Origin of the sequence: Paenibacillus sp. BK720 (assembly GCF_011761545.1) — a bacterium.
Classification (GTDB): domain Bacteria; phylum Bacillota; class Bacilli; order Paenibacillales; family Paenibacillaceae; genus Pristimantibacillus.
Map to the genome: position 1 here is coordinate 246,936 of NZ_JAASRQ010000003.1, position 21,837 is coordinate 268,772.

Sequence of the window (21,837 nt, forward strand, 5' to 3'; positions counted from 1 at the left end):
TGAAATACTCTGTTTATGTATGAGAGGTGATCAAGTGAGGGTGTTAATAAACTATGCTGATCAAAAATATAGACGAACACAGCGCTTTAATTCATTTACGGGTAGATTAATCGCCAAGTTTGATAAAGTTATAGAATACACACCATTCGATATTGATGAAGATTTTAAAAAGACAAACCAACAAATATTTGATATAAAGCGTGGTAATGGATTGTGGTTATGGAAGCCATACCTTATTAAGAAAACACTGCTAGAATTAAATGATGGCGATGTTTTATTTTATTGTGATTCAGGTTCATTTTTTATCCGGAATATTAATCATATAGAAAAATGCCTAGACAATTCTGATATTTGGGTTTCCGGGCTACCACTCATAGAAAAGCAATATACAAAATTAGATACTTTTGTTCTCATGGATTGCATGAATGAAGAATATATGAATTCGAATCAAGCTTCGGGTACATTCATAATGTTGCGAAAGAGCAAAAAATCTATGGAGTTTGTTAATCAGTGGTTAAATTATTGCTGCGATATTAGGATATTGGGCCCGCAAAAAAGTTCTTTGGGTACTGATAGTGAGTTGTTTATTCAGCACAGGGAGGATCAATCTGTACTAAGTTTATTGCTTAAAAAGTACAGAATACAAAGACATCTTGATCCTTCGCAGTATGGTAGGCTTCCAGAAAAATATTATGCCGAGGGTAGATTGCATGTTGTTGAAAAGCATAAGCAATTATATCCTACAATATTAATTCACCATCGAACAGCTGATGTGAAATTCTATACTTGTTTTAAGCAACTTTTATGTGGAGTTCTTCCATTGAAAGTTGCGAAAGTATTTTTGAAATAACATGAGAAAGCACCCTTATAATGGATGTTGAATTATTTATATATATCGTTTTGTCTTATAATGCCCGTTTATTAGGGGACAAGGAGATTTAATCTGTGAATAGATCTAAACAGTTCACAAGTAATACTATTATTAATTATGGTGCCAATCTAGGGAATATGGCAGTCAACTTTTTTAGTATCCCGTTACTTCTTTCTATTATGGGGACAGAAAGATTCGGGATATGGCAAACAATGCTGACTATTATTGGCTGGGCCAGCCTTGCTAATTTTGGAGTCGGCAATGGATTGAGAAATAAAGTAACAGAACTACTGTCAAATAATAAACAGCACGATTTGAAATTTTATATCTCTTCTGCATATTATGTTTTATTGACTGTTGCGGTTATTTTATCTGTCATTGCAATTGTTTTTACTCTAACTATAGATACTAGTGTAGTTTTTAAGAATAGTGATATTGCTTCAAATGAAATAAAAGTAGCTATAGTTGTCGTAGTATTAAATTTTACAATCAACTTCATACTAGGATTGGTTAACTCGATTCTATATGGTTTACATAAGAGTTCGTTTGTAAGTATTGGTCAATTTCTAATTACATTATTAGTCTTTCTGACGTTAGTTACTATTCGTCTTACAGGCTTGAATAATGTTCATATAAGCGTTGTTGCTTTAATCTTTTTAGCTGCTACTTCAATAATCAATGTGCTTATTTCAGTGGTAGTGTTTAGAAAGTTTGTAGAACGACCTAAATATAAAAACGTTAATAAGGATTACGGTAAGGGTTTGTTTAAAGTTGGAATTAACTTTTTTGTTCTACAACTTGCAACCATCTTTGTGTTTTCTATAGATAACTTTCTTGTTTCAACATTATTAGGTGTTAAAGAAGTTGCAGCTTATTCGATAGCAACTAAACTAATTATGCTCTTTAATACTTTCTTCTCCATACTACTTATACAACTCTGGAATGCTGCCGGTGATGCATACAACAGGCAGGATCACGTTTGGATTGGTAATATAATGAGGAAATTACATGCTATTTTTTTTGCGTTTTCTATATTCATTATCATTACATCTATTTTCTTTAATACAATAACGAAAATCTGGTTACAACAATCAATTGATATTAATCATCTCACGATATATCTGATAAGCGCATGCGTTATTATTCAAATGTTTAATGGCATAGCGGTAAATATTGAAAATGGGACTGGATTGATAAAGCCGCAAATAATATCTTATGTTATTGCAGGATCAATAAATATTCCCTTAACATTTTATTTGGTTAAGATTCAGAACTTAGGAATAGATGGTGTTGTTATTGCTAAGATAATTTGTTTGTTAATTCCGGCAACAGTTTGTTCTATGCATGTTAGAAGGATACTTATACTAATGAGGAAACGTAATGGAGCAGGTAAAGAGTTATCTGTTTAAGTAAGTATATTAAGATAACGGCAGCTATTGAAAAAAATCAATAGCTGCTTTTTTTAGCCTTATATTGGAGGGGTAAGTATGAAGCTCGTATTACTTTCCGGTGGATCAGGTAAGCGATTGTGGCCGTTATCCAACGATGCTCGTTCAAAACAATTTTTAAAAGTACTTGAAAATGAAAATGAAGAACTCGTCTCCATGGTTCAGCGTGTATGGGATCAGATTTGTCTTTGTGGACTTAGTGAATCGAGTTATATTGCCACAGGTAAATCACAGGTAGAAATGATGCATAATCAGATAGGCGAATCTGTACCTCTAATAATTGAACCTGACCGAAGAGATACCTTTCCGGCTATTGCACTAGCTGCCTCATACTTATATTCCATTGAAAAAGTAGACTTAAACGAGGTCGTGGCTATATTGCCAGTGGACCCTTATGTAGAAAGTCACTTTTTTAATGTCGTTAAGCAATTAGAACATACCATTCATGCGACAGGTGCGGACCTTGCATTAATAGGAGTTAAACCGACATATCCATCTGCGAAATATGGATATATAATCCCTGAGCAAGAACAGTTGATTGAAGATTGTTTTAAAGTAAGCCATTTTCAAGAAAAGCCTACTGAGGAAGCAGCTGCTGAATTAATTAAACTTAATGCGCTTTGGAATTGCGGGGTCTTTTCGTTTAAATTAGGATATCTAATTAACATCCTCAAAGAGAAGAATTACCCTTATCAATATGAACAGCTTGTCCAGTACTACTATAAACTACCTAAAATTAGCTTTGATTACGAAGTTGTAGAAAAGACGAGTAACATTGCTGTGGTACCGTATCAGGGATATTGGAAAGACCTGGGTACTTGGAACACTCTAACCGAAGAAATGAAGCAGAATCAGATTGGTTTTGGAACAGTTAGTGATGACTGTATTAATACACACTTAGTAAACGAATTAGAGATTCCTGTCACTATCTTAGGTGTCTCTAATGTAGTTGTTGCAGTAAGCCCGGATGGTATTCTGGTTACGGATAAAAGTGCGAGTCCTCGTATTAAAGATTATATTAATTATAATCAGGGCCCTATGTTCGAAGAGAGAGAGTGGGGTTGGGTTCGTATTCTAGATGATGAACATTATGAAGATGGACGACGAGTTATAACGAAACGAACAGCGATTAAAAAAGGAAGAAACCTGAGTTATTTGATGCATCTACATCGTGAAGAGGTTTGGACAATTGTCAAAGGAGAAGGCGACTTTGTTCAAAATGGAATCTCGATGAAGGTAAAGGCAGGTAATGTTCTCCATATACCGGTTAAGACACTTCATAGTATTAGAGCCCTTTCTGATATGGAAATTATTATTGTTCATAGTGGTTATTCTGAGGAGGATAACATCATGGAGTTATATTCAAGTTGGTCCGAGATGACTGAACATTGTATAGGTATCTCCTAAGATGATAACAATTGCTTACTATATCTCAAGTTATGGTTATGGACATGCAACACGAAGTGTTGCAGTTTTAAGGGAAATGTTAAGTGATCACAGTAAGGGCTACAAGATTATTATTTGTTCCTCTAATAATCTATTAACTTTTTTAAAGGCTTCACTAAAGTTCTTCAACGATAATATTGAGTATCGTGAATGTTTGCCTGATCTAGGTTACATTTTACAAAAAGGTAGTATTGAAGCTGACATTCTGGAGTTTCGAAAAGAATATAATGATTACATAGATTCCATAGATCGTTATCTTACGAGAGAAGTGGACTTTTTGGTCACACACCAGGTAGGACTGGTGATTTCGGATATATCTCCAATTGCTTTTAAAGCAGCGGTAAGGGCGAATATAAAATCCATCGGTGTTTCTAATTTCACTTGGTATACGGCATATTCTGCAATGCTTAGTGAAGAGGAATTACAGCCTTTATATAGGGCTTACTCTGCTATGAATTATTATGTTGAACTCGCAGGTGCAAAAGAGCCAAATTGGGGAAGGGACGGATCTTATAATTCCGGATTCTTTTGTCGAAGTATAGATAAGGAATTAGTATTGGATATACAACAAAGACTTAATCCCAACAAACAAAGGACAGTCGTCTATTTTGGTATTGGAATGAGTATAAATTTAGAAGAACTCCAGAAGATGCCACTATGGAATGACTCCTCAACAATATTTATTGTTTCCAGTAACATGCAGGTCACAGGAGATAACATTGAAGTAATTTCTGAATCCTATACTGAGTCGCAACATTACGTAGCGGCGGCTGATTTGGTTATTACTAAGCCTGGATGGAGTACAGTGGCAGAGGCGTATGTATTTAATAAACCTCTCATTTTACTACAACGTGATTTTATAAATGAGGATTTAAATACAATTCAGGCCTTAAGTAATGTACACCACCACCGAATTATCAAATGGGAAGAGATGCAAACCCGCAGTAGTAAATCATTAATGAAGGGAATACATTTAGGAGAAACCCGAGGCCATGACAGAATTAATGAGGCAGTAAACATTGCTGCTTATATAGAAGAAATCGTTAGGAGTGAGAGAGAATGAGACTGGCGGTTATCGGAACAGGATATGTAGGATTAGTATCCGGAGTATGCTTTTCAGAATTAGGGAATCAGGTCATATGCGTAGATAATGTACAGGAAAAGGTTAACTTACTGAACAATGGAGAGGTTCCGATTCATGAACCTGGACTTAGAGAACTAATTGCAAAGAATACCCAAGCAGGGAGACTCTCTTTTACAACAGACCTTTATGAGGCCGTGAATAATTCTGAGATTATTATTATTGCAGTAGGTACACCTTCCTTGCCGAATGGTAAAGCGAATTTGAGCTATATTGAGCTGGCCGCAGAAGAAATAGGGCATGCCGTTCATGACTATAAAGTAATTGTTGTAAAAAGTACAGTACCTGTCGGTACCAATGAGAGGGTTGCTGAACTTATTAGTAAGCATGCTTCTGCCTCTTTTGATTTTGCTTCTGTACCAGAGTTCCTGCGAGAAGGTACGGCAGTAAGGGATACTATGAATCCAGATAGAATAATTATTGGTACTTTAAGTGATAAAGCAGCCGATATGCTGACGGAGCTTCATCGACCTCTAACTGATCAAATAACGATTACAGACGTTCGAAGCTCTGAAATGATAAAGTATGCGTCTAATGCTTTTCTCGCAACAAAAATATCATTCATCAATGAAATCGCCAACATTTGCGAAAAAGTAGGGGCGGATGTTGAGGAAGTTGCTAAAGGTATGGGGATGGATAAACGAATTGGATCCTCATTCTTAAAAGCTGGAATCGGTTATGGTGGCTCCTGTTTCCCAAAAGATACTCAAGCATTAATCCAAATTGCAGGACAAATGGATTACGATTTTAAACTCTTGAAATCTGTAGTCGAAGTTAATCGTGATCAACGGTTTAATGTTATCCGCAAGCTCGAAGATTTGCTGGGTGACATTAATGGCAAAACAATTGGAATTTGGGGATTGGCTTTTAAACCGGAGACAGATGATGTTAGAGATGCACCAGCATTTGAAATAATTGAAGCTTTAATAGAGCGAGGAGCTCATGTTAAGGCTTATGATCCTATTGCTTCGGATAACTTTAATAAAAGCTTCCATGGAAAAGAAATTTTATATTGTGATTCTGCTGAAGAAGCTGCACTCAATGCTGATGCGCTTTGTATCCTAACTGAATGGAAAGAGTTTATTGATATTCCACTCTCAGATATTCAGCTGTGGCTAAAAACACCAAACCTTATTGATGGAAGAAATATTTATAGTGAAGAGGACCTAGAAAATACACCATTTGCTTACTACTCTGTTGGTCGGCCAAAAATGAATAATGGTGTTAGGGAAGGTAAACCAATATTGACCTTTTAATGTGAGGTTAATCATATTGTAGTAGCAGTTGCCCTAACCTGAAATATAAGGGGAGAATTATGAGTGAGAAGGAACGAAATATAGGGTTAGATATTGTTAAGGGTATAGGGATTATTGCGGTTGTAGTGGGACATTCTACAGGCGGAACGATGTTTCAATCTATATTATATTGGTTTCATATGCCATTATTCTTTTTTATAAGTGGTTTTCTTTTTAGGCCATTGCAAAATTTAGCGGAATATAAAAAATGGGCTGTAAATCGAGTTAAACAACTAATAGTTCCATATATTTCTTTTGTGTTAATCATTACTTTTGTTCGTTACTTAATAATTGGTCCCAAAACAATTAAGTGGTATTTTAGCGATGTCTTACATATATTAGCTGGTGGTCAATCTATACCAGATGCTGTATATGTAACAATATGGTTTATAACATGCTTGATTTTTACTCAATTACTATTCGGATTTATGCAATCAATAGTAAAAAATAAGATATATCTTTTTGTTATAGTAATAATATTATATTTATTAGCACACGCTGAGTCCCGATTTATGAGGGACCTGCACATTCCAGGTAATATTGATGTTTCCTTATTAGCGGTTACGTATTTTTACTGTGGTTTTGTTTTTAGTCATTTACTTATCAGAATTAATAAAGACTTCATGAGATTAATAACAATTCTGAGTTGTACTTTTGTAATTCTATTAATCACATTAAAGTTAAATGGAATGATTGACTATTCATTAGATATGTATAAGAAAAATTACAACAACTTGATTCTTGATATAGTAGTACCAGTTATATTTATCTTATTTATATATACATTGAGTAATTTCATCTCTCATATAAGAGCTAAAGTAATTGGGTTTATTTTATCTCTAGGTAGGGATTCATTAGTAATAATGTATCTCCATATTGCAATAAAATTATTAATCGAAGGAGTAATGGAGAATCAATCGATTTATACTGAAATATTAGCAATTATTCTAGGTATTCTTGTCCCATGGTTAATTGCTCAATTATTACTTACAAGGTTCTACCCTTTAAGAAAGTTCTTTTTGGGGACAACTAAAAGAGTAACTGGCTAGTTTAGGAGGAATTATGCTTAATCTTAGTTTAAAGCATACTGCAATAACTTTGGTTTTTAGTGCTGTTATGGGAGTAATAATCGCGATTAATCCCTTATATATGGCAGCACCCATAGGTGCGTTAATAATTTGGTTACTTACTAGAAGCGCAGTACTTAGATTTATTTATATTGTAATAGGGAGTTTGTTAGTATTTCAAAGTTCATCAAACTTTGGGCTACAAAAAGTAGCGTTTCTTATTGGGATAATAGTAGTAACATTAATCTCATTTCACCAAACCAGGCCGTTATTAAAAGAAAGACAGTATAAGACTCTTGTACCAGTACTTTTCACAAGTTATGTTTTTGGATTCTATGTTATTGTTTGTATCGTTCTGTCTATTCTAAGAGGTGCTAATGAGTTAACTGTTATAAGGGATGCAGCACCATATTTAATATTTTCAATTACTCCATTATTAGCCTTTGACTTTTCTAAACATATTAAACGATCAGTGGTAACTAAATTATTTATTTTGGTAGGAATTTATGCTACGATTTCTTGTTCTTATGGTTGGATAGTTAGGCGAGGAATAACAGATGCAGATAGTGGGATGACCAGTATAGGGTTCCCGAGCTTTATGTTATCATTTGCTTTCTTTATTTACTGTTGTGCACTTGCTCTAAGAGGGAAGCACAAAGTATTTATCTGGACCATTCTCAGTGCATTTACTATAGCTGCATTATTAATCACAGGAACTCGTTCAACGTTTTTGGCTCTCATAGGTCCTCTGGTGATATTATTAAGCGGTAAAGGGCTTTCATATTTTAAAAGGTTTCAGCGTGGGGTCTATGTAAGTTTAATATTTATTTTATCGTTTTTTGTTGGTGTATCATTACTATTAAGTGTCACCAATATTGAAAAGGAAAAATTTTACGAAAGAATAAGTATGATCGGGAGTGTATTTGATAAAAAAAGCAGATTGAATGACTATAGCTATATCGAACGTACTAATCAAACGGAGGCAACATTGCTGGCCTTTAAAGAATCACCTATTGTTGGTATGGGACCAGGCTATATATTTAAGGTAAAAAAGTACAATGGAGTAGAATATAATTATGTATCACTTGATTCAAAATATTCTATAATGGCTAAATACGGTATGCTTGGTTACTTGATTCTCGTGGTGTGGTTATGGAATATATATGTTTACTTACGAAGATCCTCAGAAGGTAGGGTGTATACCCTGAACTCACTTACTATAATAGGTTATATATCTATTGTAATATTATGTATGGTAATATCTGTTCCCATAGAAGATAAAGGATACGGCATAGCCTTTTTACTACTTTTTGTACTTAAAATTAATGAGAATCGTAATTCTGAGTTGGATAATTTACTCAATGATGGTAATAATAGCAAATAAATATGATAAATATGGAAAGGATAGCGCTTCTAAATATCAAGGAAAGTCAGGAGTCTATCAGTGAATATGTTAAATAAAAATCAAAATAAGAAAAGAACAATTAAGCCTTGGATGAAGTGGGTAATCGGTACCGCTTCATTTTTTGTTGTTGTCGGATTGATCTTTATAGGAGTCGCTTACTATTACATCAAATCCATCGATATTAAGGATATTGCATCTCGTCATAGCAGTGATGTAGCGGATAGTACTGGTGAGGTGATGTCAGAGCCTAAGAAGCTGCCAGCTATTATCGAGAAACCAGTCGAGAAAGCTAGCAAGCTTATTGGCGGTGAAAAGATCGACAGTGCAGATGCCCTTGATGTAGCAGCCATTCTCTTGAATTCGGGTCTTAGCTTGAAGCAGATTTCTTATCTGCAGGGTAATGCTACAACGGATTTACCGGTTGAAGAGAAGCAGAAAATCCGAGATTTGTTATTAACCAAACTCTCCGATGAAGAGATTGCCTTATTGAAATCAATCACTAAACAATATGGAATTGGGCTTAATATTCTTAACCCCGATTATCCAATTGAGTGGGTGGGCGAGAGAGATCCACAGAAGATGAAAGAAAATAATGAGGCTTGGAAAAAGATGCAACAACATTCCAGTGGCTCAACTAAAACTGCTGGCACTGGGGCTCAATCAGATAATAAACCTACCGAAACCAGCAAGCCAACAGAACCTGAGAAAACACCAACGCCAGAGCTTACCACTGACTTGAAGCAGGTTAAGCAATCCATCGATTCCAAGACAGAGTCGCAGTTAGCGTCGTTGTCTGGAACCTGTAAGGCTAAAAGCAACGCCATTCTGCAGCAGATCGTTGGCAGTGCGGACGGAGTTACGGTAGAGGATCTGCAAAATAAATATCTAGGTAAAGTCATGGAGGCCGAGGGCTCTTGTGATGCGCAATTCCAGGGCATCGTGAGTCAAGCGGCCTCTAGTTATGCTGACGCAGGAATTGATAGCGGTGCAATGCCGGATTGGAATGCGAAGTATGAAGCAAGCAAGCAAAGCGTACGAGCATCCGCGATTAGCGCTATTGCCAAAGCTATTAAATCATAATAAATATGAGGAGAATCCAAATGATGAAAAATTTACGCCATTACACACTCATGCTGTTAATTGTAGCTCTATGTACTGTTCTGCCATTGACAGCCGGTGCTGCATCCAGTTCGGTTACCGTTAAGACGCAAGCGGTTAACCTGAAGTTCGATGGACAAGCGCTTGCTTTGCCGGACGGACAATATGCCTTCATCTATCAAGACCGCACTTACATTCCGGTTCGCTTCATCTCTTACGCTCTGCAGAAATCGGTAAAGTGGGATCAAAAGACTTCTAAAGTGACGGTATCCGAACCAACAGCTGCTGAGAAGGAAGCCCTTGCGAAGCTGCTTGCGGGTGCAGCTGCTGGCGCTGCACAGCCTGCTGCCGGTAAGAGCATTACGATTAAGCCGGTTCAAGCTACGCTTGTATTCGATGGACAGGAAAAAGCTCTTCCTGCAGGTCAATCTCTCTATTCGATCAATAACAGCATTTATGTTCCGCTTCGCTTCATGTCCGAAGCTGTAGGAACGGATATTAAGTGGGATCAGAAGACCAACAGCATCACAGGCGAATCCGCGGCATACAAAGCGGCACAAGCTGGCGGAAATAATGGTGCTGGAGAAGGTACTAATCCTGGAACAGGTACTGGTGGCGGCACAGATCCGGTTGGAGAAGTGAAACCTACTTATGACGAGTTGGCAGCAAGTGCCGAAGCTAAATTTACAGCGCTCGAATCGAAATGCACTGCTGCATTGAGCAGTTTATACTTCCAGCACCAAGCAGCGACAGATGACTCGGTGAAGGCTAGCCTGGAGGCTACCGGTAGACAAACAATTGATCAGTGCAAGGCTGACTTCAATACTCTCGTTACGAACACGAAAGCCGAATTAACAAAGTATGGCTATAGCTCGGATGAACTGATTGCGGCAATTACGAAGCGTTTTAATGAGGATATGGACACCATTAAGAAACTTGCTGGCGGTATGTTAGGTTAATCCAAAAACTCCCCCGATGGCTTCACTGAAGCCATCGGGGGAGTTTTTCTATTGTCTATGATCTTATGTATGGCAGTAAGAGATTATCGAAACAGCCGAGAGCGTTTGTTGTTTCGGTATTTGTACCAGTAGTCGCCGTTCTCGTCTTTAAATACTCGTATGCCTACCACCTTGAAGGGTGTCCAAATCTCGGAGAACATCAAATAGCCAGCCATTCTCTAACCTCCTAAAATGAATGATTACACAAATGGCCTTATTCAAGGACACTCGTGATGGTTCATGCTTCGTAAGCATGAGCTTAACAGAAATCTAACATTCGCTAGATTTATAATACCAAAGAATGGATACTGAAAACAATAGTTTATAGGACTTTTTACTCAAATTTACATTACCTTAGTCTTGTTTTTCGTGGGGAAGGCGATAGATTTCCATTTCCTTCATGAATCTGCTACAATAACAGACCAGAGATAGATAATGGGCGGGTCGGATTGTGTCGAAGGAGTGTTGAGGATTAATGTTAAAAAAGGATAGAAAAAATTCTATAATATGGTTTTTTGTCGTATTTTGTTGGATTTTTTTCATATTTACTTTATCTTCTGAATCTTATAATCAGCAGTCAATAAAACCTGCATTAAATAAATGGGTGGCCCAAGAAGAGCTGGCTCAGAAGCTTCCGGATACCTCCATTACCTATCATGGCAGCACGGTAGTGGCCAAAAAAGACCCGTATGGCTTCGTGGAGTTCTTCTTCCGCAAAGGGGCGCACTTGTTCATGTACGCCGTGTTATGCGTGTCGCTGTACATGTTCATCCGGAATCTGATGCTCCGCAGGCAGATGGTGCTGCCGGTTATTATGGCGCTGATCCTGACGGGCGGGATCGCGGCCCTCGATGAGACGAATCAGCTGAGCAAGGTCGGGCGGACGGGGAATCCGACGGATGTGATCGTGGATTTGACGGGCGGCTGCATTGGCCTCATCATCTGCATTACGATTAATTATTGGCTGGAACGAAGACGCCGGCGGCCGGAATACCGGTTCGTCCGGAAGTTCTAAAGCCGGCATGAATAGCGGCAGCCTTTCGCTGATGTGGCGGAAGGCTGTTGTTTTTGCTTATTATGGATATGCTGTGAGTAAGATCAACTAGAGGGGTGTGTCGAGAAGCAGTGGACGGTGCTAATAACTTAACGCTTCATACGGATAAATATCAGATTAATATGATGTACGCCCATTGGATAAATGGCACGGACGGGGAAGGCGCCGTGTTCGAGGCTTTCTTCCGCAAGCTGCCGTTCGGCAACGGTTATGCGGTCTTCGCCGGCCTCGAGAGAATCGTGGAATTCATCCGGCATCTGAAGTTCGGGGAAGAGGAGCTCGCTTATCTGGCGAGGCAGGAGGAGAATTACGATCCGGGCTTCCTGGAGGTGCTCCGGCAGTTCCGCTTCAAGGGAACGGTGCATGCGGTGGAGGAAGGCTCGCTGGTATTCCCGAATGAACCGATCGTGCGGGTGGAAGGCACGATCTTCGAGACGCAGCTGGTGGAGACCGCGCTGCTGAACTTCATGAATTACCAGACGCTTATCGCGACGAAGGCCTCGCGGATCAAGCAGGTCGCGTCGGGAGATATTCTGCTGGAGTTCGGAACGCGCCGGGCGCAGGAGGCGGATGCGGCGGTATGGGGCGCGCGCGCGGCTTATATTGCCGGCTTCCATGCAACCTCGAATATGCATGCCGGCATGATGTTTGGCATTCCGACGAAGGGAACGCATGCCCATTCCTGGGTTCAGGGGCATGAAACCGAGGAGGAAGCTTTCCTGCTCTATGCGAAAGCCTTGCCGGATGGCGTTACGCTGCTCGTGGATACGTACGACACGCTGAGAAGCGGGGTACCCAACGCGATTAAGACCGCGCGTTATCTGGAGAGCATCGGCAAGCGGCTTGGCGGCATCCGGCTCGACAGCGGCGACTTGGCGTACCTGTCCAAGGAAGCGCGGAAGCTGCTGGACGCGGCGGGGCTGCAGGACGCGAAGATCGTGGCGTCGAACGATCTCGACGAGACGCTGATCTTCAACCTGAAGGCGCAAGGCGCCAAGATTGATACTTGGGGCGTTGGCACGCAGCTCATTACGGCGGCCGACCAGCCGTCGCTTGGCGGCGTGTACAAGCTGACCGCCCGCAAGCGTGACGGGCAATACATACCGGTGATCAAGATCTCGGGCAATCCCGAGAAGGTATCCGCTCCGGGCAAGAAGGACGTGTACCGGATCATGAACAAGTCCACGGGACTTGCCGAAGCGGATTATATCACGCTGCATGAGGAGACGGCGATCTTAAGCGGCGAGCGGATCAAGCTGTTTGATCCGGTTCATCCGTATATCCACCGGTACATCAGCGATTATGAAGCGGTTCCGCTGCTGAAGCCCATCGTGGTGGAGGGCGAGATCGTGTACAAGCTTCCGCAACTGGAAGAGATCCGCAGCTTCCACGAGCATCAGCTCAGCCTATTCCGGCCGGAAATTCTCCGCAAGCTGAATCCGGATCTGTATCCGGTTCACCTAAGCGAGCAGGCTTGGCAGCTGAAGACGGAGCTGATCAAGGCGCATCAAGAGTAGAGATGCCCAAGCCGCCGGCGCTTCATCTGCATGGCATCAGCCATGCGAGAAGCGCTGGCGGTATTTGCGCGGCGAGATGCCTTCATACTTGGCGAAGCAGGAGGTGAAGTAGGCGGCGGAGTTGAAGCCGACCTCTTCGGCCACCCTTGCGATCGTATAGTTCGTCTGCAGAAGCAGCAGCTTCGACTGCTGTATGCGGAAGCGCAGCAGGAAGTCGAACGGCGAGCAGCCGAATTCCTTTTGCATGCATCTGGCGATATAGACGGGATGGAAGTTGATGCTCTCGCCAAGCTGCTGCGCCTTGATGTCCTCGCGGTAATGCTTCCTTAAATACGAGGCGGCCAGCTCCGCGCATTGCGAGGTTGGCGTCGTGCCCTGCGTCTCGATGGAGGCGGACAGCTGCTCGAAAATCTCCTGGAACAGCACCTGCTGCTTCCAGCTGACACTGCCCAGATGGTTGCCGTGGCCCAGCTCCATCAGCTGTTGGATCTGCTCGACGATCTTGGCGGGCTGAAGCAGCCTGGTATATTGCGGCACCTGCTTGATGAAGGTTTGCGTAGTGAAAATTTGGGGATTTAAGCCATGCGGCTCCCTGCCTTGAATAATCCGCGGAGCATATTCCTCCGAAGCTGCCCACCGGCCCGTTGTCTGGAAGTGAAGCCAGTAATAGGCGGAGGGCTCTTCGCATTCTTTTGTCGCGTAATGATGATTGTCCGGCCCCAGGATTAAGGCCTCCCCGGCCCGTACCTCAAACGTGGAATCGCCCTCCCCCATAAAGAGACAGCCCTCCGTAACGACAAGCAGATCGAATACGCCGATCCGGTATCTGCTGGGATGCTTGAACCCGGCCGAGCTCTTCGTATAGCCCGATGCGATGTAGTGCGGAAGCGGCGGAACGGTAAAATGAAACAGCGTCATGGCGGCACCTTTTTATACCTCTTGCGGAGGTTTGAATTTTGAAAGTTTCGGTTGTAAAACTGATACATTATCCGAAGTATAGCATCTATAATATGAAATTGCATGACTATTATAGTGGCGTATTGGAGTTGCCGTTTACTTAAACATCGGCTGCAGCAGGTGTACGCTCGGGAGGATTATAAAATGCAAAAGCGTGAACATCACAAGTTTTCGCTATGGATGCTTGCATGGCCGATATTTATTGAGTTATTCCTGCAATTTCTGTTAGGGGCGGCCGATACGCTGCAGGTGAGCAAGATCTCGGATAATGCGGTTGCCGTCGTCGGATTCTCGACGCAGCTGTTCAGCGCCTTGATGACGCTGTTCATGACGGTGGCGAGCGGGGCGGGTATTCTGATCGCGCAGCGGATTGGCATGCGGAAGAATGAAGACGCGCGTACGATCGCGATCATGTCCGTGAAAGTCAGCGCGATTATCGGCCTCTTCATCAGCGTGCTGCTGTATGTGTTCCCGGGGCCGATTGCTTCCGCGCTTCAGCTTCCGGATGAATTGTTGCCGCTGGCCAAGACGTATATCTCGATCGTTGGCGGCGGGATGGTGCTGGTTGCCGTGATGGCGGCGCTGAGCAATGCGATCCGCAATACGGGCAATACGAAAGGCCCGATGTATACGGCCATTGGCATGAACGTCATTCATGTCGGGATGAACTACGCTTTTATTTTCGGCAAATTCGGATTTCCGCAGTGGGGTCTGAAGGGGGTAGCGATCTCGACGGACATCAGCCGCCTGCTGGCGGTAATCGTGCTTCTGGTGATGTTCCTTGGCGCCTTCGAACGCCAAATTTCGCTTCGCGACTTCAAGCTGTTCGACGGCAAGCTGTTCAAGGAAATTCTGAAGATTGGCTGGCCGCTTGGCATTAACATGTCCTGCTGGGTCTTCTCCCAGCTTCTGATCTATACGTATATCGCGCAGCTTGGGGCGGTGGAGCTGTCGGCGTGTACGTATATGAATACATTGGAATCGTTCTGCTTCATGCTTGGTTATTCGCTTGCGCTCGCGCTCCAGATTCAGATCGCGCATCTGTACGGGGCGGGCAAGGTGCAGGAGGCTTACAAGAACTCCTACCGCGCGCTGTGGATCGGGCTTGCGATCGTGACGGTGAACGCGCTGGTGCTGTATTTGATCGGCGGCACCATTCTGAAGATCTTCACGAAGGATCCGGCGATTATCGCGATGGGCGTCTCCCTGCTCGGAATGAACCTGCTGCTGCAGCCGGGCAAAATGCTCAACATGGGCATCGGCAACGCATTAAACGCTGTTGGCGACACCCGTTACGTGATGTGGACCTCGATTACTTCGATGACCTTGATCGCTACCGTTCTTTCTTATATATTTGGGATAACGCTGGGATGGGGACTTGTTGGCATCTATGCGTGCATGATTATGGACGAATACATCCGCGGCGTATGGGTGCTTAGGCGATGGAGACAGAAGAAGTTCATGAAGACGGGCCAGGAGAAGCCGGCTGCCGCCCTGCATAACGGCGCGGGAGGCACGGGCGCTACGTTAGAGGCCTAACAGACAGTAAACGGGGGATATACGATTTATGTTGATTATGAATGAGAAAATAAAAGCGGCCGAGGTGCGCCTCACCGGTCTGGACGGTGAATCGCTGGGCATCGTATCGCGGGAAGAAGCGCTTCAGATGGCGAAGCAGCTGAAGGTGGATCTCGTCTGCGAATCGCTGATGAGCAGTCCGCCTCCGTGCAAGCTGATCGTGCGCGGCGGCGCCAAGCAGCAGGCGAGCCAGCAGAAGAAGGCGGAGAAGCTTCAAAGCCAGCCCGCGAAGGTGAAGGAGCTGCGGCTTAGCGTCGATATCGAGCAGCATGATTACGACACGAAAGAGCGTCAGGCGGCGAAGCTGCTGGAAGCGGGCAACGCGGTCCAGCTGGTCATCCGCATTCAGGGCAAAGAGGGAGCCAGAGCGAAGGAGCTGCTGGAGAAGCTGCTGACGGATCTGAAGCCATACGGCACGAAGCAGACCGGCATTCAGCTTAGCGGCAAGCAGGCGGCGGTTCAAGTGAACCCGAATTAATTGACAGTCATGCTTATCCCATATATGATAATGATTATCAACTAGCGAAAAGAGGCTGCTTCGTCAATAGGAGAAGCAGCCTATGTTTTCGTGTTCGCGATTATTCTAAGAGTCTGGCGGATGAACGATTCGCTGGCTCTATTTTTCGAGAAAAGGAGATCCAGATGCTTAAGAAGTTTTTTGCTTATTACCGGCCTTATCGTAAGCTGTTCCTGCTCGACTTCTGCTGTGCGGTCGTTCTGGCCGTTCTGGAATTATGCTTCCCGCTGGCGGTCAGCCATGTCATTGATACGCTTCTACCGGAAGGGAATCTGAAGTTAATCATCGGCGCCTGCGCGATTCTGCTTGCGGTTTACGTGCTGAACACGTTCCTGTCCTTTGTCGTGACTTATTGGGGACATATGCTTGGCATCAATATCGAGACGGACATGCGCAAGAAGCTGTTCGATCATGTCCAGAAGCTCAGCTTCCGATTCTTCGACAATACGAAGACCGGCCATCTGATCTCGCGCATGACGAACGATCTGTTCGAGATCGGGGAAGTGGCGCATCATGGTCCGGAGGATATGTTTATCGCCGTGATGACTCTGATTGGCGCGTTCGGCATTATGGCGTACATTAACCTGCCGCTGACGATCATGACGTTTATCGTCGTGCCGATTATTCTGGTGCTTGTTCTGTACTTCAATGGAAAGATGACGAAGGCTTCCCACCGTCTCTTCGGGGATATGGCCGACTTTAATGCCCGCGTCGAGGACACCGTTGGAGGTATCCGCGTCGTTCAGGCTTTCTCGAACGAGAAGCATGAGAGCAAGCTGTTCGCGGGCAACAACAGCCGGTTCCGTCAGGCGAAGCTGATCTCTTACAAAATCATCGGTCTCAACTCGTCCATTACCTATTTCCTGATGAGGCTGGTTACGCTGTTTGTCTTGCTGGCCGGTACTTGGTTCGTTATTAACGACAATCTGCATTACGGGGAATTCGTTGCGTTTGTGCTGATGACGAATATTTTCTTCAAGCCGATCGAGAAAATTAATGCCGTTATCGAAAGCTATCCGCGCGGGATCGCGGGCTTCCGCCGTTACGTGGAGCTGCTCGAGACCGAGCCGGATGTTGCGGACGCTCCAAACGCGAAGGCGGTTGACCGTCTCCACGGCGATATCGAATACAAGAGCGTGACATTTGGTTACGAAGGCGAAGCGAAGGTGCTGAAGGATATCAGCCTGTCGATCAAGGCGGGCGAGACCGTCGCATTCGTTGGTCCGTCCGGCGCCGGCAAAACAACGCTCTGCAGTCTGCTGCCGCGCTTCTATGAAGTGGACGGAGGCAGCATCTCGGTGGACGGCCACGACATCCGCGATCTGCAGCTGGAATCGCTCCGCAAGCAGATTGGCATCGTCCAGCAGGATGTATTCCTGTTCGCCGGTACGATCCGCGACAACATCACCTACGGCAAGCTTGGCGCATCCGACGCGGATATTATGGAAGCGGCGCGCCGCGCGAGATTGCAAGAATTTATTCTTTCCCAGCCTGATGGACTGGACACGGTAGTCGGGGAGCGGGGCGTGAAGCTGTCCGGCGGCCAGAAGCAGCGGATGGCCATTGCGCGCATGTTCCTGAAGAACCCGCCGATCCTGATCCTGGACGAAGCGACCTCGGCGCTGGATACCGAGACCGAGCAGGCGATCCAGCAGTCGCTGGCCGAGCTGTCCGAAGGGCGGACAACGCTTGTCATTGCGCACCGTCTGGCGACGATCAAGAACGCGGACCGCATCGTGGTGGTGACCGAGAACGGCATCACCGAGGAAGGCCGTCACGAGGAGCTTGTGGCAACGGGAGGCATTTACAGCCGTCTGCACCAGGCGCAATTTGGAGCATTATAGGGGTACGAATAGGGCTTGCCAACGCGGCAGGCCCCTTTTTACGAAAATTTTGCTCCATTCTGTAACTTTTTTTCGCAAAAATGCTACATTTAATGGCATTAATAATGTTACGATAGCCCCAAGTTAATCTCTTAGAGAGATCGTTGGAGGAGGTAGAGGACTTGGAACCGGAAATTCAAATGGGCAAAAGCCTGGCCCAGACCCATCCAGGCGTCCCCATATCATTAATTAAGCTTCTTAGGCCCAAACAATGGACGAAGAATGCGCTGGTATTCGCGGCTCCCGTATTCTCGCTCAGCTTATTGCACTGGTCGTTGTTTTGGCAGGCTATCATCGGATTTTTCCTATTCTGCTTCGTATCCGGGTGCGTGTATATCCTTAACGACTTCTTCGACAGGGAAGCCGACCGCAACCATCCGGAGAAGAGGCATAGACCTATCGCTTCGGGCGCGGTCAACCCTTATGTCGCATTGGTATTCGGCTTCCTGCTCCTCACGACCTCACTTACAACGGCCTTTATCTTCAACCCTCTCTTCAGCGGACTGCTTCTTGTGTACTTCCTCATGAATGTCGCTTACTCCATGAGACTTAAGCATGTTGTAATTATGGATGTGATGATTATCGCCTTCGGCTTCGTGCTTCGCGCGATCGGCGGCGGATTAATGATTGATGTTCCCCTTACGCCTTGGTTCCTCGTCTGCACGATGCTCTTATCCCTGTTCCTTGCGATCAGCAAGCGAAGGCATGAAATCTTCCTTCTTCAGAACGAGAAGGAGGGGCACCGGAAGGTGCTCGAGAAGTATTCCATTCAGCTGCTCGACCAGATGAGCAACATCGTTACGACCGCTACGATTATGGCTTATTCGCTGTTCACCTTCACCTCCGGCCGGACGGTTCAACTGATGTGGACGATTCCGTTCGTTATCTACGGGGTGTTCCGTTACCTGTATCTGGTCCATATGGAAGGGAAAGGCGGCAAGCCGGATAAGGTGCTGCTCGAGGATAAGCCTATTCTGGTTACGGTTGTGCTCTACGGTATTTCGGTTATCTTGATTCTACTCTTCCTGGAATAAGTGGTGATACTCATGTGGAATATGATATGGATTCTGGTGTCCGTTATTATGGGCGCGGCGGGGCAGGTGCTGCTGAAGTTCGGAGCGATGCATCCGAACGAGTCGATGTCCGGGCCGCTGCGCATGCTCAACTTCTATAATGCCGGCGGCATCTTCCTGTACGGGGCAAGCGCGCTGATCTGGATGTTCGTGCTGCGCAAGGTGGATCTCAGCTACGCGTATCCGTTTGTCAGCCTGGCTTATATTATCGTGCTGGTGGCTTCATATTATTTCTTCGGCGAATCCATCAATACGTACAAAATCGCGGGGCTTGTCCTCATCGTGGGCGGTATTGCCTTCATATCTAGAGCATAGCGGGGAGTGGTTGTTCTGCCTTATTTTCTGGCGCCTCTCATCGGGTGGTTCGTATCCGGAGTCTTGAAATTCGCAATCAATTACATTCGATTCGGCAAGGAAGCGAAGCAGCGCGTCGGCAACGGCGGATTCCCAAGCACGCATACGACGGTGGTGACGACGCCGTCCATGCTGATCGGCTTGTCGGAGGGCTTCAACAGCCCGATGTTCGCTCTTGCCGCCGCCGTTACGTTTATCGTCATTATCGATGCTACAGGGCTCCGGAGGGCGGTCGGGCGCCATGCGGTAGCCATCAACCTGATGACATCGGATTCTTCGGCTGTCCAGCCTACAAAATTACGGGAGAGCATGGGACATACGCGGCTCGAGATCGTCGGGGGTCTCTTGCTGGGCATTCTGCTCGGTTATCTTCTATACGGAATCGCGGGTTAACGCATGGCTTATCCGCATTCGGTCGCAGATCATGTTGATGTCTCCAAGGTTAGGAGTGCTAGCTTACATATGACTACGGTAACTGCCAGGGCGCATCTGATGAAAGGAGCCTTTATTCTATCCGGAACGGCGATGACGGGGCTTGTCTCTTTGAAAGGCACGGCTTTCCATGTCGCAATCGGCGTTGTGTGCTCCTTTCTTATTTTGTGCTGGGCAGCCTATAAGTCCGGGTATCTCGACAAGGTGATCCCGGCCATTCGGAAGAAGGACAGCCTTCTGCCTCTTCTCTTTGCTGCCGCGATCGACGTCAGCATGATTGACTATTTCTACAAGCAGAGAACGCTGAAGAACGTGAGGGAAATGCTCCGGGATACGGGCTATATGCCGTACGGCGACGAGATTGCCGCGGCGATCTCGATTATCGTGGGAATCGCGGCTTTCTATTTCCTGTTCTTATGCGTCTATCTGCTGTGGCCTAAGCTGGCCGCGGTGGCTCTGGAGTTCGCCAGAAATTTGACCAAGCTGGAGAAAAGGTACCTGATCATCTCCACGGCCTTGCTTGCCGTTGTCGTGATTATCGCGTTTAACGTGAGCAGCGTGTTCTACGAGACCCGTGATCAGAGCGGGGAGATTGTCCGATTCGACGTCGTGTACACGACCGATACGGCGGATCTGGTGGACAGCAACGTGTACCTGAACATCAGCTCCGTGCAAAACGATCTCAAGCAGCCGCTGTTCGGCCTGTTCGCTTTGCCATTCGCGATTGTTGGCATGGTCGCCTCGAAGCTGCTCTTCTTCGTTCCGTACGGCTATCCGATCATGATGCAGATCATTCAGGTATTCCTGCTGCAGATGGCGATGGTTCTGATCAGCCGGATGCTGAAGCTGAGGTCCATCGATCAGTTGATTCTCCTGTTGTTCCTGAATGCGTCTTATCCGGTATTGATGTTCTCTCTGAATATGGAGCAGTATATCTTCTCGCTATTCTGGCTAATTCTCTTCCTCTATTCCTGCCAGTTCGGCTGGGGGCCGAAGGTGTATTATTTCATCGGTGCGGCGGGCTCGCTTCTGACAAGCGCGGTATTGTTCCCGTTGTTGTCGAGGTCGAAGGAGCTAAAGGGAATGGTGAAGGATGCGGGCAAGGTGGCGCTGCAGGCGCTTGTGATCCTGATCCTGTTCGGACGATTGCCCTTGTTGCTTGAGGTCGTCTCGTCGTTCAAGGAGAACATGGAGTTTACGGGGGCAGCCATCAGTTCCGGGGACAAATGGCTGCAGTATGTGAACTTTGTAGCCTCCTGCTTCGTGAAGCCCGGCGCCGGCGTTGACCGGTCAACCTTCGAGCATGTCTCTTATCAGCTTCATGCGGTTCATTCGTTGAATATTCTCGGCTTGGTACTGATGATTCTGGCCGTAGCCGGCTTCCTGCTGCATTACAAGCACCGTTTTATGAAAATTTGCGTCCTATGGGTGAGCTTCTCCTTCCTTATGCTGTGCGTGGTGGGCTGGGGAACGGCTGAGAACGGACTTATTCTGTACAGCTTGTACTTCTCATGGGCTTTCATGGCTCTGCTCTACATGCTGATCGATAAGCTATTGGCCCGGAACCACTGGGTGAAATATTCCGTTCATGCCCTGCTGCTTATCGTCATGATCGGGCTGAACGCCCAAGGCCTGTACGATCTGATTCGGTTTGGAGCGGAGTATTATCCGGTATAAGAGTTGAGTTGCCATATTAGGAGGAG

20 protein-coding genes are annotated in these 21,837 nt (G+C 45.1%); 18 read left to right on the forward strand and 2 right to left on the reverse strand.

The features are described 5' to 3' along the window. Positions 1 to 19 precede the first annotated feature (19 nt). From FHT67_RS13165 to FHT67_RS13205, 9 genes are all read left to right on the forward strand, one after another. On the forward strand, positions 20 to 850 hold the full coding sequence (locus tag FHT67_RS13165) for a hypothetical protein (RefSeq protein ID WP_208403280.1): 831 nt from the start codon (positions 20 to 22) through the stop codon (positions 848 to 850). Between the two features lie 95 nt (positions 851 to 945). After that, a complete protein-coding gene (locus FHT67_RS13170) occupies positions 946 to 2,280 on the forward strand; it encodes an oligosaccharide flippase family protein (protein ID WP_167198793.1) in 1,335 nt (444 codons plus the stop codon). Positions 2,281 to 2,358: 78 nt separating this feature from the next. Beyond that, complete coding sequence (locus tag FHT67_RS13175) at positions 2,359 to 3,726, forward strand: sugar phosphate nucleotidyltransferase (RefSeq protein WP_167198796.1); 1,368 nt, start codon at positions 2,359 to 2,361, stop codon at positions 3,724 to 3,726. Between the two features lies 1 nt (position 3,727). Further along, complete coding sequence (locus tag FHT67_RS13180; protein WP_167198799.1) at positions 3,728 to 4,828, forward strand: glycosyltransferase; 1,101 nt, start codon at positions 3,728 to 3,730, stop codon at positions 4,826 to 4,828. Continuing rightward, entirely contained in the window at positions 4,825 to 6,162 is a 1,338-nt protein-coding gene (locus FHT67_RS13185) for a UDP-glucose dehydrogenase family protein (RefSeq protein WP_167198802.1), read from the forward strand. The genes FHT67_RS13180 and FHT67_RS13185 overlap by 4 nt, the downstream gene beginning before the upstream one ends. 59 nt (positions 6,163 to 6,221) lie before the next feature. Then, complete coding sequence (locus FHT67_RS13190) at positions 6,222 to 7,250, forward strand: acyltransferase family protein (protein WP_167198804.1); 1,029 nt, start codon at positions 6,222 to 6,224, stop codon at positions 7,248 to 7,250. 13 nt (positions 7,251 to 7,263) lie between these two features. After that, on the forward strand, positions 7,264 to 8,652 hold the full coding sequence (locus tag FHT67_RS13195) for an O-antigen ligase family protein (RefSeq protein WP_167198807.1): 1,389 nt from the start codon (positions 7,264 to 7,266) through the stop codon (positions 8,650 to 8,652). 60 nt (positions 8,653 to 8,712) lie between these two features. Next, positions 8,713 to 9,753, forward strand: a complete 1,041-nt coding sequence (locus FHT67_RS13200; RefSeq protein WP_167198809.1) for a hypothetical protein — start codon at positions 8,713 to 8,715, stop codon at positions 9,751 to 9,753. Between the two features lie 20 nt (positions 9,754 to 9,773). Then, on the forward strand, positions 9,774 to 10,730 hold the full coding sequence (locus FHT67_RS13205; RefSeq protein ID WP_167198812.1) for a stalk domain-containing protein: 957 nt from the start codon (positions 9,774 to 9,776) through the stop codon (positions 10,728 to 10,730). Between the two features lie 83 nt (positions 10,731 to 10,813). Here the strand turns inward: FHT67_RS13205 and FHT67_RS30345 are convergent, their stop codons facing one another. Continuing rightward, a complete protein-coding gene (locus FHT67_RS30345) occupies positions 10,814 to 10,945 on the reverse strand; it encodes a hypothetical protein (RefSeq protein ID WP_268960397.1) in 132 nt (43 codons plus the stop codon). A 299-nt stretch (positions 10,946 to 11,244) separates the two neighbouring features. Between FHT67_RS30345 and FHT67_RS13210 the strand changes: the two genes are divergently transcribed. Together FHT67_RS13210 and FHT67_RS13215 are read left to right on the forward strand one after the other, a co-directional pair. Next, positions 11,245 to 11,784, forward strand: a complete 540-nt coding sequence (locus FHT67_RS13210) for a VanZ family protein (protein ID WP_167198815.1) — start codon at positions 11,245 to 11,247, stop codon at positions 11,782 to 11,784. Positions 11,785 to 11,894: 110 nt separating this feature from the next. After that, a complete protein-coding gene (locus tag FHT67_RS13215) occupies positions 11,895 to 13,340 on the forward strand; it encodes a nicotinate phosphoribosyltransferase (RefSeq protein WP_167198818.1) in 1,446 nt (481 codons plus the stop codon). Positions 13,341 to 13,376: 36 nt separating this feature from the next. Here FHT67_RS13215 and FHT67_RS13220 read toward each other — a convergent pair whose 3' ends face one another. After that, positions 13,377 to 14,258: an AraC family transcriptional regulator gene (locus tag FHT67_RS13220; protein ID WP_167198821.1), complete on the reverse strand. Its 882-nt coding sequence runs from the start codon at positions 14,256 to 14,258 to the stop codon at positions 13,377 to 13,379. A gap of 183 nt (positions 14,259 to 14,441) precedes the next feature. Here FHT67_RS13220 and FHT67_RS13225 point away from each other — a divergent pair, with 183 nt between their 5' ends. From FHT67_RS13225 to FHT67_RS13255, 7 genes are all read left to right on the forward strand, one after another. Then, the gene (locus FHT67_RS13225; protein WP_167198824.1) at positions 14,442 to 15,836 is read left to right on the forward strand and encodes an MATE family efflux transporter; all 1,395 of its coding nucleotides are present in this window, start codon (positions 14,442 to 14,444) and stop codon (positions 15,834 to 15,836) included. A gap of 28 nt (positions 15,837 to 15,864) precedes the next feature. Then, a complete protein-coding gene (gene infC, locus FHT67_RS13230; protein ID WP_132311278.1) occupies positions 15,865 to 16,353 on the forward strand; it encodes a translation initiation factor IF-3 in 489 nt (162 codons plus the stop codon). Between the two features lie 164 nt (positions 16,354 to 16,517). Then, entirely contained in the window at positions 16,518 to 18,236 is a 1,719-nt protein-coding gene (locus FHT67_RS13235) for an ABC transporter ATP-binding protein (protein ID WP_167198827.1), read from the forward strand. A 179-nt stretch (positions 18,237 to 18,415) separates the two neighbouring features. Next, entirely contained in the window at positions 18,416 to 19,309 is an 894-nt protein-coding gene (locus FHT67_RS13240) for a decaprenyl-phosphate phosphoribosyltransferase (protein ID WP_132311484.1), read from the forward strand. A 12-nt stretch (positions 19,310 to 19,321) separates the two neighbouring features. Then, positions 19,322 to 19,663 carry an EamA family transporter gene (locus FHT67_RS13245; RefSeq protein WP_165930789.1) on the forward strand — a complete coding sequence of 114 codons (342 nt, stop codon included), beginning with the start codon at positions 19,322 to 19,324 and terminating at the stop codon, positions 19,661 to 19,663. A 15-nt stretch (positions 19,664 to 19,678) separates the two neighbouring features. Further along, entirely contained in the window at positions 19,679 to 20,095 is a 417-nt protein-coding gene (locus FHT67_RS13250) for a divergent PAP2 family protein (protein ID WP_132311482.1), read from the forward strand. Positions 20,096 to 20,164: 69 nt separating this feature from the next. Further along, positions 20,165 to 21,811, forward strand: coding sequence for a hypothetical protein (locus FHT67_RS13255; RefSeq protein ID WP_167198829.1), 1,647 nt, complete (start codon positions 20,165 to 20,167; stop codon positions 21,809 to 21,811). The last annotated feature ends 26 nt before the right edge of the window (positions 21,812 to 21,837 follow it).